Raw genomic sequence first — 13,508 nt, 5'->3', positions numbered from 1 at the left:
CGAAGCGGGGGTTTAAAAGCTTACGAGCGAACCAGCTTTTCGTAATCTTCCGCAATCTCGCGGGTCAGGTCGCCCACTTCGAATGTATATTCGCCGATCTGCCCCACAGGCGTCACCTCGGCTGCGGTACCGGTCAGCCAGCATTGTTCGAAATCAGCCATCTCTTCTGGCTTGATGCGGCGTTCATGCACGGTGATGCCCTTGTCTTTCAGCATCTGAATGACTGTCTGACGCGTGATACCGTTCAAAAAGCAATCGGCCAGGGGTGTGTGAACCTCTCCATCCTTGACGAAAAACACGTTCGCACCGGTTGCTTCGGCCACATACCCGCGCCAGTCCATGAACAAGGCATCCGAGCAACCTTTGGCTTCGGCTTTGTGCTTCGAGATGGTGCAGATCATGTAAAGACCTGCGGCCTTGGCGTGAACCGGGATGGTTTCAGGGCTGGGGCGTTTCCATTCGGCAATGTCCAGCTTTGCGCCCTGCATCTTTGCATCGCCGTAGTAAGCACCCCAAGGCCAAACCGCGACAGCCATGCGCACCGGGTTCTTGGCCGACGCAACTCCCATATCTTCGCCCGAGCCGCGCCAGACCAGGGCACGTACATAGGCGTCTTGCAGACCGCTGGCTTTCAGCGCTTCTTCCTTCGCAGCTTCGATTTCATCGACCGAATAGGGCATCGGCATATCCAGCGCTTCGGCTGAAGCGATCAGACGCTCGGAATGTTCGCGGCTTTTGAAGATCTTGCCGTTATAGGCGCGCTCGCCTTCGAATACGGACGACGCATAGTGCATAGCGTGGGTCAGAATATGGACATTGGCCTCACGCCAGGGCACCAGCTTGCCATCCAACCAAATGGTGCCATCACGATCATCATACCCCGCCATGCGAAACCTCCTGAACCGGGTTGAATTTGCGATTGTTGCGCCGCTTAGGTCCGATGCGGACATAATGTTGCGCAAAAACTGCGATTCGATACCGCTCTACCCTTGGAATGTCAATAAGGCTGACATAAACTCGGCCCAGAGTAACGAATGAGGCGTACCATGTCCGACATCCGCCCTGCCCCGCGTTACGGGGGCGAGAGCCTGTTGTTTTTGACCGATGAGCAATTGAGGCAGGGGATTGAGGCCATGTTCTTCGCCTATCGCGGATTTACCGCAGATCCTGACCGCATCCTAACCGAAATGGCCTATGGCCGCGCTCATCACAGGGCGATCCATTTCATCAACCGCGCGCCGGGCACGACGGTCAACAACTTGTTAGCGATCCTTGGAGTCACAAAGCAGTCTCTAAACAGGGTTTTGCGGACCTTAATCGATGATGGGCTGGTGGAAAGCCGCGTTGGCACAGTGGACAAACGTGAACGCCACCTATTTCTGACAGAGAAGGGACAGGCGCTGGAAACCACTCTGTCCGATGCGCAGCGTGCCAGGATGCGCGCTGCTTACAAGGATGCCGGTCCCGAAGCCGTGGCCGGATTTCGCAAAGTGCTTGAAGCAATGATGGATGCTGATATGCGTCATGCCTATACGAAACTTCGGGATACGACCTCATGAGCGATATGGACGCCCATCTGCTGATTGTTGACGACGACGAGCGCATTCGCGATCTGCTGAAGAAATTCCTGATGCGAAACGGGTTTTTGGTCACGGCGGCTCGGGATGCGGCCCATGCGCGGCGGGTCCTGTCCGGTCTGGATTTCGACATGATCATCTTGGACGTGATGATGCCCGGAGAAGATGGTGTCAGCCTGACAAAATCGCTGCGAGAGACACATAGCACCCCCATCCTGCTTCTGACTGCCAAAGGGGAAACCGAACACCGGATTGCGGGGCTTGAGGCCGGGGCGGATGACTATCTGGCGAAGCCGTTCGAGCCAAAGGAACTGCTGCTGCGGATCAACGCCATTCTGCGCCGGATGCCAGAAACACCTGCCGAGGAAACGGCGGCAAAGATCCTCAACCTTGGCCCGATCCGATATGACATCGAGCGGGGCGAGATGTGGCAGGGTGAAGAGCCGGTACGTCTGACTGCAACGGAAAGCCAGTTGATGAAGATCTTCTCGGCCCAGCCCGGCGAGCCGATCAGCCGTGCGAAGCTGGTCGAGGATTTGGGGCGCGACAAGGGTCAGGCGCAGGAACGCGCGGTGGACGTACAGATCACGCGCTTGCGGCGCAAGATCGAGCAGGATCCGAAACAGCCCAGGTATCTGCAAACCGTCCGCGGTGCGGGCTATATGCTGGCACCGGATTAAGCCTGCCGCTGCGCGGCGGTTTTGTGCCTTCGGCGAAGGTATTTTTAGCCAGATGAACAGGGGACCCCGATGACAACTGCCCTTTTGACCCATGCCGATTGTCTGGGCCATGTGACACCTGACGGTCACCCCGAACGGGTGGCGCGGCTGGAACACATCCTGCACGCCTTGGAAGGGTTGGACCTTAAGCGGGTAACAGCGCCATTGGCGGCAGATGACGATCTGCTGCGGGTGCATCCGGAAGGTTACATTCGCGATATTCGATCCACGCGCCCGTCTGAGGGGTTTGCGCAGATTGACGGGGATACGTTCATGTCGCCGGGCTCGGTGGACGCCGCCTATCGTGCTGCGGGTGCTGTTGTCCGGGCCGTTGATCTGGTGCTGAGCGGAGATGTGTCGAACGCGTTCTGCGCCATTCGCCCGCCGGGCCACCATGCTGAAACAGACACTGCAATGGGGTTTTGCCTCTTCGGCAATGCAGCGCTGGCCGCGAAACATGCGCTGGACCACCACGGGCTGAACCGTGTCGCCGTTGTCGATTTCGATGTCCATCACGGCAATGGAACACAGGACCTGCTGTGGGATGAAGCGCGCGCGTTGGTGATCACCAGCCAGCAGATGCCCCTTTGGCCCGGATCGGGTCGCCCGGATGAGACGGGGGTTCACGACACGGTTCTGAATATTCCACTGGCTCCGGGCAGCGGTGGGGCCGAGATGCGCGCCGCGTACGAGTCCCAGGCGTTTCCGCGCTTGCGAGCGTTCAACCCCGATCTGATTATCATTTCCGCAGGGTTTGACGCCCATCAGGACGACCCGCTGGCCAATCTGAACTGGTCCACCGGCGACTTCGCGTGGATCACAGCCGAGCTGTGCAAGATCGCTGACGAGGTTTGTGACGGTCGTATCGTCTCGACTCTGGAAGGCGGGTATGATCTGAACGCATTGGCCGCGGCCACACGCGCCCATGTGGAAGAATTGATGAAGGCAGCACGATGACCGATACCCCAGTTGAGCAGATGACATTCGAGCAGGCCATGAAAGAGCTTGAGGCCGTTGTGGGCCAGCTTGAACGCGGCGATGTGGCGTTGGATCAGTCGATCGCGCTGTATGAACGCGGTGCGGCCCTGAAGAAACGGTGCGAGGACGAGTTGAAGCGGGCTGAAGAGAAAGTGGCCGCCATCACTCTGGATGCCACGGGGCAGCCCACCGGGACCACGCCTGTCGACGGTCAGTAAATGTTTCGCGAAAGACTGGCGCAGGATGCAGCGCGCATTCAGGCTCACTTTGACCTGATTCTGGGCGCGCTGGACGATATCGACGTCACGCGGGCCATGGCCTATGCAACGCAAGGCGGAAAACGGTTGCGCGGTTTTTTGGTGCAGGAAAGCGCGCGCTTGCATGATGTGGATGTGGGCAGTTCGATCTGGCCCGCAACGGGGATCGAAGCGCTACACGCTTATTCTTTGGTCCATGATGACCTGCCCTGCATGGATGATGATGATCTGCGTCGGGGGAGGCCCACTGTTCACGTGAAATGGAACGAAGGAACCGGGGTGTTGGCCGGCGATGCGTTGCAGACCCTGGCGTTTGAGCTGTGCACTCGACCCGAAGTCGGCGATGCGCAAATTCGTGCAGAATTGGCTCTGACTCTGGCCCAAGCCAGCGGGGCGCAAGGCATGGTTCTGGGTCAGGCGCTGGATATCGCAGCCGAAACAGCGGCTACACCTTTGACACTGGAACAAATCACCCATCTGCAGGCAGGCAAGACAGGTGCGTTGATCGAATGGTCCGCCTGCGCAGGAGCGCGGTTGGCACAAGCCGATCCGACCCCTCTGCGTGATTATGCCCAAGCTCTTGGACTTGCCTTTCAGATTGCTGACGACATCTTGGATGTTGAAGGTGATGTCGAAAAGGCCGGAAAACGGCTGCAAAAGGACGCCGATGCAGGCAAAGCGACCTTTGTTTCGCTTTTGGGTCTTGAGGCGGCCAAATCCCGCGCGACAGAGCTGGTTGAAACGGCCTGTGCTGCGTTGGATGGGTACGGTGCGTCAGCAGAAACCTTGAAGGACGCCGCCCGCTTCGTTATTGCCCGGGACAGCTAAGCCAGGAACGCGCCATATGTCTGACCGACCCAATACGCCCTTGCTGGACCTTGTGAACCGCCCTGCGGATCTCAAGCAGTTTTCGGACGCGCAGTTGCATCAGCTGGCGCACGAATTGCGGGCCGAGACAATCTCGGCCGTGTCCGTGACGGGCGGGCACCTTGGGGCTGGTCTGGGCGTGGTCGAACTGACGACGGCGCTGCACGCAGTGTTCGATACGCCGCGCGACAAGATCATTTGGGACGTGGGCCATCAGTGCTATCCCCACAAAATCCTGACCGAGCGGCGCGATCGTATCCGCACTTTGCGGATGAAGGATGGGTTGAGTGGTTTTACGAAACGCAGCGAAAGCCCTTATGACCCGTTCGGCGCAGCACATTCCAGCACTTCGATCAGTGCAGCACTTGGTTTTGCCGTGGCGCGCGATCTGGGTGGCGTCACACCCGAAGGGCTGGGCGATGCGATTGCTGTGATCGGCGATGGCTCAATGTCTGCAGGCATGGCATTTGAAGCGATGAACAACGCAGGCCATCTGGGCAAGCGACTGATCGTCATTCTGAACGACAACGAGATGAGCATTGCGCCACCTGTGGGCGCCTTGTCCAATTATCTGTCCCGTATCTATGCGGAAGAGCCGTTCCATGACCTGAAAGCCGCTGCAAAAGGCGCGGTTTCGCTGCTGCCCGAGCCCTTCCGCGAAGGCGCCAAACGTGCCAAGGAAATGCTGAAAGGCATGGCCGTCGGCGGTACGCTGTTCGAAGAGCTTGGTTTTTCTTACCTAGGCCCCATCGACGGACATGATCTGGATCAGTTGCTGCCTGTGCTGCGGACCGTCAAGGCGCGGGCGACCGGTCCGATCCTGATCCATGTTCTGACCAAGAAAGGCAAAGGATACGCCCCGGCCGAGCAAGCCCGTGACAGGGGTCACGCAACGGCCAAATTTGATGTGGTGACGGGTGAGCAGAAAAAGGCACCCTCCAACGCGCCCTCTTACACGTCCGTCTTTGGCAAAACCTTGGTGGATGAAGCTGCGCGAGACGACAAGATCGTTGCCGTGACCGCCGCCATGCCAGACGGTACCGGTCTGAACCTGTTTGCCGAACGCTACCCGTCGCGCTGTTTCGATGTTGCGATTGCCGAGCAGCATGGCGTGACATTCTCGGCTGCACTGGCCGCCGGAGGGATGAAACCATTCTGCGCCATGTATTCGACCTTTCTTCAGCGCGGTTATGATCAGGTGGTGCACGATGTTGCGATTCAGCGTCTGCCCGTCCGCTTCGCCATTGACCGCGCAGGTCTGGTGGGTGCCGACGGAGCCACCCATGCCGGATCGTTCGATATTGCGTATTTGTCCAACCTACCGGGTATGGTCGTCATGGCAGCTGCCGACGAAGCCGAGCTGATGCATATGGTGGCCACCGCTGTTGCGCACAACGATGGGCCGATTGCGTTCCGCTACCCGCGTGGTGAAGGCGTTGGCGTCGACCTTCCAGAGCGCGGTGAAGTGCTTGAGATCGGCAAAGGCCGCGTGATCCAGAAAGGCGCGCGCGTGGCACTGCTTTCGTTCGGTACCCGATTGTCTGAGGTGCAGAAAGCCGCCGAATCCCTTGCGGGCAAGGGCATCACCCCAACCATCGCCGACGCCCGCTTTGCCAAACCTCTGGACCGCGACCTGATCCTGGATCTGGCCGCCAACCACGAGGCTCTGATCACCATCGAAGAAGGCGCGATTGGCGGCTTTGGCAGCCATGTCGCACAGCTTTTGGCGGAGGAAGGCGTTTTTGATCAAGGGCTGAAATACCGCTCGATGGTCTTGCCCGATACGTTCATCGATCAGGCCAGCCCAGCGGACATGTATGCCGTGGCCGGCATGAACGCCGAACAGATCGAAGCCAAGGTTCTGGACGTTTTGGGCGTTGCATCAATCGGGGAAAAGCGCGCTTGAGCTGCGCGCATTGGTCTGGTGACTTCCTCCGGCACAAGTGGGATGCGTGCTATGAGGATTGTGCCGATTGAAGTGTTCTTAGTGGAAGGAGTATCGGCGCTCCCGGTTCGTCGGTCGAAATTGTTTCACTGCAAATAAACAAACCTTAGCCGCTCCGTTGAACATAGGCGCTGAAAAAGCAGCTTAAACCTCTTCGTTGTCAGCAAAAAAATATGTCTGCCCCCGTTCAACTATCGGAGACGCCTTACCGTTAGATCACACCTCGTCGGGCGGCACGGCCCGCTGGTACAGATGCCACGTGGTGTGGCCAAGGATCGGCAGAGTAAAGATCAGGCCCAAAAATGCGGGAACCAGCGATATCAGCATGGTAAACGAGATGATTGCTGCCCACGTGAGCATGACCACAGGGCTTTCCCTGACAACGCGGACAGAGGTGAGCATCGCAGAAACGAAATTGGTTTCCCGGTCCAGCAACATCGGCATGGCGACAACGGTCACCGTGAACAGGGCTGCTGACAGAAACGCGCCGACGCAGGTGCCAATGGCCAAGAAGGTCCAACCTTGCGGCGTGAATAACACAGTATTCAAAAACCCGTCGAAATCGGAAAAGGATGCATTCTGAAGGATGATCGCCAACCAAAGCCGCACCTGATAAACCCACACCCAAAAAATGAACAAGGTCACAAAGGCCATCCAGCCCATTTCGCGCTTGCGTTGATCTGCCATGACCGTGAGGATTTCGGACCACCCGAAACTTTCCCCATTTTGCAAGCGGCGCGACATTTCATAAAGTCCGGCAGCGGCGAACGGCGCGACCAGCGGAAATCCTACAATTGCAGGAATGATCATCCAGATCTTGCCCAGCCAAACCAAGGCCCAAACCAACAGAAGCCCGAAAACCGCATAGAACAGGCCGAAAAAGCCGCTCATGACGGGGCGCGCCAGAAAATCGGAAAACCCGGCTTTTAGCGCGGCGGTGATGTCATCCGCTGTCACTTTGTTGACCGTGGGCATGGATTGCTGCGGTGTCAGGTCGTCTGGTGGTGTGGAACCTGCGGTCTTGGATGTCATGACACATTCCTCCCAAAGCATAGCGCCGCGCTGATCCGTTGACCGACAAACCCAGCGGTGAACAGATACCAATCCTCCTAAGACAAGCATGCCTTACACAAGGTATTGGGGCAAGGTCGGGATACGGTCGACACCCGCGTGCAGGCCGCCTGCGGACATAGGGAAATGGACCTTTTCACAAAGAACCTTAGGTCGACGTCTTTGCAACCGACGCTCCGCAAATTCGAAAGCGAATACGAAATCGATACGGGGTCTTTTGAGAAACACGAGAAGAGTGGTGCCTCAAGAGGGACTCGAACCCCCGACCTTGTCCTTACGAAGGACCTGCTCTACCAGCTGAGCTATTGAGGCAGTCTTTTGCAGCCGGAACTGGTTCTGTCCAGGTGCGATGGGTCATTTAAACCGTCACTCTGATGCCTGCAAGTCCAGATACACCCGCTTTTATCGTACCGCACCAAAGTGCTGATGGGAGGCAAGAGGAGGCCACCCATATGGTGGAAACTGCGTTCTGTGAATTTTTTGTAACGTCAGTCGGTTCAAATTGACTCACTGTTTTTATTTCAATATTTCATGAAATATGATAGAAAAGATTACCGATCAACTGGCTATTCTTGGCCACCCGCAGCGTATCACCGTGTTTCGCATGTTAATGCGACGGTTTCCTGACAGCGTGCCTGCTGGGGAACTGGCGTCTGAACTGGGGATCAAGCCCAGCACCATGTCAAATTATCTGAACGCGCTGCAACGATCGGGCCTTGTGACGCAAGAGCGCCTCGGAACATCCCTGCGCTATTCGATAGATATGGCTAACGTGCAGAAAATGTTTGATTTTCTGATTGTGGACTGCTGCCGTGGCCGACCTGATCTTTGTATGCCTTCAACCAAGGGAAGTGAGACGATGACTGACCGGAAGTTCAACGTGCTGTTCATTTGCGTGGGCAATTCCGCCCGCTCGATCTTTGCCGAATCTCTGTTGCGGGAAATTGGTGGTGACCGGTTCAATGTCTTTTCCGCCGGAACACAGCCTTTTTCCCAGTTGAACCCGTTTGCGGTTCAGGTCCTGCAAGACAAGGGCCACGATACGTCGGTTCTGCGGTCAAAAAATGTGTCCGAGTTTTCAGGGCCGGACGCGCCTGATCTGGATTTTGTTTTCACGGTCTGCAACCAGGCCGCAAACGAGGAATGCCCTGCTTGGGAAGGTCAACCGATCAGCGGTCACTGGGGCATGGTCGATCCTGTCAAGGCCGACGGCACAGACGCCGAAAAAAGCTTGGCTTTTCAAAACGCTTACGGCGCGCTGAAGCGCCGGATTCAAGCCTTTACATCGCTGCCGGTCGAAAGCCTCGATCGGATCGCATTGCAATCCGCTGTCGACGACATCGGGCGAACATCCTTTGAGGACATGAAATGACAACCTACGCACTAAACGGCCTTGGCCGGATGGGAAAGCTTGCGCTGAAGCCTTTGCTGGAACGGGGCGCAAAAATCGCGTGGATCAACGATGCTGTTGGTGATCCCGAAATGCATGCGCATCTGTTGGAATTCGACACCGTGCATGGGCGTTGGGATGCGGAATTCAGCCATGATGCCGATAGCATCACTGTGAACGGAACGCGTCTGCCGTTTATCGGCACCACAGACTTGGCTGCCCTGCCTTTGGATGGCGTCGATGTGGTGATCGATTGCACAGGCGTGTTCAAAACCGAGGCGAAGCTATCCCCTTACTTCGACGCTGGCGTGAAGAAAGTGGTGGTTTCCGCCCCGGTCAAGGACGGCCCGACGGCGAATATTGTCGTGGGTGTGAACGACGACACCTATGATCCTGCCGCCCATAAGATCGTGACCGCCGCATCCTGCACAACCAACTGCCTGGCACCGGTCGTCAAAGTCATTCACGAAAACCTTGGCATCCGCCATGGGTCGATGACGACGATCCACGATGTAACCAACACGCAAACCATCGTAGACCGGCCTGCCAAAGATCTGCGCCGCGCAAGGTCTGCCCTGAATTCACTGATCCCGACCACCACCGGCTCGGCCACAGCGATCACGCTGATCTATCCCGAGCTCAAAGGGCGTCTGAACGGTCATGCGGTGCGGGTGCCTTTGCTGAACGCATCGCTGACCGACTGCGTATTCGAAGTCGAGCGGGAAACGACGGCCGAAGAAGTCAACGCCTTCTTCAAAGCAGCCGCCGAAGGTGAGTTGAAGGGTATTCTGGGTCACGAGACGCGCCCGTTGGTTTCGACCGACTACACCAATGATGAACGATCATCGATTGTGGATGCGCCCTCGACAATGGTGGTGAACGGGACGCAGGTGAAGATCTACGCCTGGTATGACAACGAAATGGGCTATGCACATCGCCTGGTGGATGTGGCCTTGATGGTTGGGGCATCACTGTGACCCAACGGCCCGAAGGCATGTCGGCCTATATCGCGGTCACGGCGGCCTATTGGGCCTTTATGCTGACCGACGGGGCGCTCAGGATGTTGGTGCTGTTGCACTTTCATACCTTGGGCTTCTCGCCGGTACAGTTGGCTTACCTGTTTGTTCTTTATGAGATCGCTGGGATTGTGACCAACCTGTCCGCAGGCTGGATTGCCGCTCGGTTCGGATTGACCTCAACCCTTTACGCCGGGCTGGGCCTGCAAGTGGTGGCGCTGCTCGCCATGACGCAGCTTGATCCGAACTGGACCGTCGCCGCTTCGGTCTCCTTCGTGATGGTGGTGCAAGGGGCAAGCGGGGTGGCCAAGGATCTGGCCAAAATGTCCTCGAAATCCTCGGTGAAACTACTGGCACCGGCTGAGGGTGGAGGCTTGTTTCGTTGGGTGGCCGTTCTTACCGGGTCAAAGAACGCGGTAAAGGGCCTGGGATTTCTGCTGGGCGCGGCGATGTTGGCGACGCTTGGATTCATGACCGCAATCATTGTGATGGCGGCGATCTTGGCGCTGATCCTGTTGGCGGTCTTCCTTTTCATGCCACCGGGTCTGCCCAAAGGGCGCAAGGGCGCGAAATTCTCAGAAGTGTTTTCGAAATCCGCCAACGTCAACTGGCTGTCCGCCGCCCGCGTCTTTCTGTTTGGCGCGCGGGATGTCTGGTTTGTGGTTGGAATTCCGATCTATTTCTACGCTGTCCTGTCTGACGGCACAGAAGACGGCAATCGGGCCGCGTTTTTCATGATCGGCACTTTCATGGCCCTGTGGATCATTCTGTATGGCACCGTGCAGGCCAACGCGCCAAGGATATTGCGCGCCGCTGACCGCAGCGAAGGCGATCTGATAGGTGCCGCACGCAGTTGGGCCATTGCGCTCTTTTTTGTTCCTGCAGCTCTAACCTTGGCAGTTTTGTTGTCAGATGGGCCTGAGGTCTGGTTAACCGCGACGCTTGTGATCGGCCTTCTGGTTTTTGGTGCGATCTTCGCGGTCAACTCGTCACTGCATTCCTATCTGATTCTGGCTTTCACCAGATCCGAGCGTGTGACGATGGATGTGGGGTTTTACTATATGGCCAATGCTACAGGCCGTCTGGTCGGCACCGTTTTGTCCGGTCTGACCTACCAGATCGGGGGGTTGGTCTTGGTGCTGGGCACGGCTGCCGTGATGGTTGCCCTGGCCGCGCTGACCTCGGGCAAGCTCACGGATCAGACGTCCGAAGCTCTGTCCTGAGCCTTCTGCTGCCACAGACCTGACATTACTTGGACCGGCACGGCAGTCGAAGCCATCAGCGCAGCGGTGGCGCTGAGGACGGTATCTTCCGAAATCTATCTGGTTCGGCGCAAGCCCGACGACATGAAAGTTAAAAGACACGGGCTACAATCGGTCCGTCTGCTTTTCGAAGAGATTCCGCTTTAACCGTTCAGCGCAGCCCGAAAGGCACGCGGGGTTTGTCCGGTGACTTGCTTGAAGCTGCGGGTGAAATGCGCCTGATCCGAAAACCCGCAAGCCAGCGCAATGTCCCCGAAGGGACGGCCGGGATCCTCGATCATCTTCATCGCCTGCTCGATCCGGAACGACATAACATACTGCATAGGCGTTGACCCAAGCGTTTCCTTAAAGACCCGGGCAAAATGCGACGTGCTCATTCCTGCCTCAGACGCCAGTTGGTCAACGGTGATCGTGCGATCCAGGCGCTTTTGCACATAAGCCAGAACGCGTTGATAGTGCTGGGATGTGAACCGCGACGACAGTTCAACATCTTCAGCGCGGCGTTTTCCGTATTTCTGCAAAAGTTTTACCAGAAACACCCGGCTCATGGCCTCGAACATAACCGCCGAGGACATGTCATCCGTCTCCAGCGCATCCCGCAACAGAACACCTGCAACGCAAAGGTCAGGGTCGGAAAATTGCGGAAGATCCCGAAACTGCTGCGGATCAAGAAGCATCCCAAGCTCAGATTGCGCAAAACGGTCCACCTTGGCCGGGTCCAGTGTGACAACTATGACATCCGACGGCCCGAACCACCGCCAGCCTGACCGCACGCCTGCGGGCGTAACAATGACCTCATCTTTGCAAAAGGTGAAATCCCGCAGCGTGCCATCACGCCAGTTCTGCACGCGGTGGGGGCTGTCCTGCAAGTTCAACAACACATGATGTTCCGCAAACACTTCTTCGGGCATCTGGTCCGGCTCTGCCTGAAAGTATCGCACAGACATCAGCGCCGCTGCTGAAGGACGATCCATAGCGTCACTGTTGAGCAGCGGTTCAGACGGGTAAATATCTGCGTATCTCAGCGGCACTTTTGTGTTCCCAAAGCAAGCTTGCGCAATTTACGCAGCTATCCGCCGTGCAGACAACGCATTTGATGCACCCACAAAGCCCGGAGGCGTCGCGTTCCGTCACGCGCCAATATCCGGAAGACTTGAAGAAAATGGCGACCCCGGCAGGATTCGAACCTGCAACCTGCCCCTTAGGAGGGGGCTGCTCTATCCAGTTGAGCCACGGGGCCGTGTGTGGCCTTCTGTAACCGGGATTTTCCGGGTTGTCATCGGCTTTGCACAATTGTTGTACACGCAGACCTGTTCACGCTACCATCGGGCAAAACAACAACACAGGTGCCTCCCGTGAACAGTGAATCCAAACGCCCGCTTACCCTTCGCGATGTGTCCGAGGCTTCTGGAGTATCCGAGATGACGGTAAGCCGGGTGCTTCGGAACCGGGGGGACGTGTCAGACGCCACCCGCACCCGCGTTCTGGCCGCCGCAAAAGAGCTTGGCTATGTGCCCAACAAGATCGCGGGTGCTCTGGCGTCCAGCCGGGTCAATCTGGTCGCGGTCATTATCCCGTCGCTGTCGAACATGGTTTTTCCTGAGGTTCTGACAGGTATCAATCAGGTGCTGGAAGACACCGAATTGCAGCCTGTTGTGGGCGTGACCGACTACCTGCCCGAAAAAGAAGAAAAGGTGCTGTACGAGATGCTCTCGTGGCGGCCTTCCGGCGTGATCATTGCAGGGCTGGAACATACTGAAGCCGCACGCGCCATGCTGGATTCAGCGGGCATTCCTGTTGTCGAGATCATGGATACCGACGGCAAGCCAGTGGATGCGATGGTCGGCATCTCCCACCGTCGCGCCGGGCGCGAGATGGCGCAGGCGATCCTCAAGGCCGGGTATCAGCATATCGGCTTCATGGGCACCAAGATGCCTCTGGATCACCGCGCCCGGAAGCGATTCGAAGGCTTCACCGAGGTATTGGGGAAGCACGGGATCGAAATCGAAGACCGCGAGTTTTATTCCGGCGGGTCGGCCCTTGCGAAGGGGCGCGAGATGACACAGGCGATGCTGGAACGTTCTCCCGATCTGGATTTTCTGTATTACTCCAATGACATGATCGGTGCGGGTGGCTTGTTGTACCTGCTGGAGCAAGGCATCGACATCCCAGGACAGATCGGTTTGGCCGGATTTAACAATGTCGAGTTGTTGCAGGGATTGCCGCGTAAGCTTGCAACGATGGATGCCTGCCGGCTTGAGATTGGTCGTCACGCCGCCCAAATCATCGCCGAACGCCTGAAAGACCCCGATTCTGAGATTGAAACACGCGCGACACTGACCCCCAAGATCAGCTTTGGCGACACCCTCAAACGGCGATGACGGCACCCCTCAAACGGCTCGATAACCGAACGGCTCGGGCCGTTT

The 13,508-nt window shown here is 57.3% G+C and carries 13 protein-coding genes and 2 tRNA genes; 10 read left to right on the top strand and 5 right to left on the bottom strand.

Annotation, left to right across the window (positions count from 1 at the left end):
* Positions 1 to 20: 20 nt before the first annotated feature.
* Positions 21 to 887 (bottom strand): branched-chain amino acid aminotransferase, encoded by an 867-nt coding sequence (locus tag GS636_RS14815; RefSeq protein ID WP_171670216.1) that lies wholly within the window; start codon positions 885 to 887, stop codon positions 21 to 23.
* Between the two features lie 159 nt (positions 888 to 1,046).
* On the opposite strand from GS636_RS14815, the gene GS636_RS14810 reads away from it, so the two are divergent.
* The 6 genes from GS636_RS14810 to dxs all read left to right on the top strand — a co-directional run bounded on the left by GS636_RS14810 (position 1,047) and on the right by dxs (position 6,304).
* Positions 1,047 to 1,559, top strand: a complete 513-nt coding sequence (locus GS636_RS14810; RefSeq protein ID WP_171670213.1) for a MarR family winged helix-turn-helix transcriptional regulator — start codon at positions 1,047 to 1,049, stop codon at positions 1,557 to 1,559.
* Positions 1,556 to 2,257, top strand: coding sequence for a response regulator (locus GS636_RS14805; protein WP_171184518.1), 702 nt, complete (start codon positions 1,556 to 1,558; stop codon positions 2,255 to 2,257). The genes GS636_RS14810 and GS636_RS14805 overlap by 4 nt, the downstream gene beginning before the upstream one ends.
* A 69-nt stretch (positions 2,258 to 2,326) precedes the next feature.
* Positions 2,327 to 3,253, top strand: a complete 927-nt coding sequence (locus GS636_RS14800) for a histone deacetylase family protein (RefSeq protein ID WP_171670210.1) — start codon at positions 2,327 to 2,329, stop codon at positions 3,251 to 3,253.
* Positions 3,250 to 3,492 carry an exodeoxyribonuclease VII small subunit gene (locus GS636_RS14795; RefSeq protein WP_171092993.1) on the top strand — a complete coding sequence of 81 codons (243 nt, stop codon included), beginning with the start codon at positions 3,250 to 3,252 and terminating at the stop codon, positions 3,490 to 3,492. Before GS636_RS14800 ends, GS636_RS14795 begins: the two co-directional genes overlap by 4 nt.
* A complete protein-coding gene (locus GS636_RS14790) occupies positions 3,493 to 4,359 on the top strand; it encodes a polyprenyl synthetase family protein (RefSeq protein WP_171670207.1) in 867 nt (288 codons plus the stop codon).
* Positions 4,360 to 4,375: 16 nt separating this feature from the next.
* Positions 4,376 to 6,304: a 1-deoxy-D-xylulose-5-phosphate synthase gene (gene dxs / locus GS636_RS14785; RefSeq protein ID WP_171670204.1), complete on the top strand. Its 1,929-nt coding sequence runs from the start codon at positions 4,376 to 4,378 to the stop codon at positions 6,302 to 6,304.
* Positions 6,305 to 6,559: 255 nt separating this feature from the next.
* Here dxs and GS636_RS14780 read toward each other — a convergent pair whose 3' ends face one another.
* Positions 6,560 to 7,375: a DUF2189 domain-containing protein gene (locus GS636_RS14780; protein WP_171092987.1), complete on the bottom strand. Its 816-nt coding sequence runs from the start codon at positions 7,373 to 7,375 to the stop codon at positions 6,560 to 6,562.
* Between the two features lie 275 nt (positions 7,376 to 7,650).
* Positions 7,651 to 7,726: transfer RNA gene (locus tag GS636_RS14775), tRNA-Thr, on the bottom strand.
* A 226-nt stretch (positions 7,727 to 7,952) separates the two neighbouring features.
* Between GS636_RS14775 and GS636_RS14770 the strand changes: the two genes are divergently transcribed.
* From GS636_RS14770 to arsJ, 3 genes are read left to right on the top strand one after another with little or no spacing between them, the layout of a single operon-like run.
* Positions 7,953 to 8,786 carry a helix-turn-helix domain-containing protein gene (locus GS636_RS14770; protein WP_171092985.1) on the top strand — a complete coding sequence of 278 codons (834 nt, stop codon included), beginning with the start codon at positions 7,953 to 7,955 and terminating at the stop codon, positions 8,784 to 8,786.
* Positions 8,783 to 9,781, top strand: coding sequence for an ArsJ-associated glyceraldehyde-3-phosphate dehydrogenase (locus tag GS636_RS14765; RefSeq protein WP_171092983.1), 999 nt, complete (start codon positions 8,783 to 8,785; stop codon positions 9,779 to 9,781). The genes GS636_RS14770 and GS636_RS14765 overlap by 4 nt, the downstream gene beginning before the upstream one ends.
* Entirely contained in the window at positions 9,778 to 11,043 is a 1,266-nt protein-coding gene (arsJ, locus tag GS636_RS14760) for an organoarsenical effux MFS transporter ArsJ (RefSeq protein ID WP_171670202.1), read from the top strand. The genes GS636_RS14765 and arsJ overlap by 4 nt, the downstream gene beginning before the upstream one ends.
* A 182-nt stretch (positions 11,044 to 11,225) precedes the next feature.
* Here the strand turns inward: arsJ and GS636_RS14755 are convergent, their stop codons facing one another.
* Positions 11,226 to 12,056 (bottom strand): AraC family transcriptional regulator, encoded by an 831-nt coding sequence (locus GS636_RS14755; RefSeq protein WP_216602911.1) that lies wholly within the window; start codon positions 12,054 to 12,056, stop codon positions 11,226 to 11,228.
* A gap of 189 nt (positions 12,057 to 12,245) precedes the next feature.
* Positions 12,246 to 12,322: transfer RNA gene (locus GS636_RS14750), tRNA-Arg, on the bottom strand.
* Between the two features lie 115 nt (positions 12,323 to 12,437).
* Here GS636_RS14750 and GS636_RS14745 point away from each other — a divergent pair.
* A complete protein-coding gene (locus GS636_RS14745) occupies positions 12,438 to 13,463 on the top strand; it encodes a LacI family DNA-binding transcriptional regulator (RefSeq protein ID WP_171092978.1) in 1,026 nt (341 codons plus the stop codon).
* Positions 13,464 to 13,508 lie beyond the last annotated feature (45 nt).

It is taken from the genome of Ruegeria sp. HKCCD4884, from assembly GCF_013110855.1.
Taxonomy (GTDB): Bacteria; Pseudomonadota; Alphaproteobacteria; order Rhodobacterales; family Rhodobacteraceae; genus Ruegeria.
This window is presented reverse-complemented; position numbering and strand designations above follow the sequence as displayed.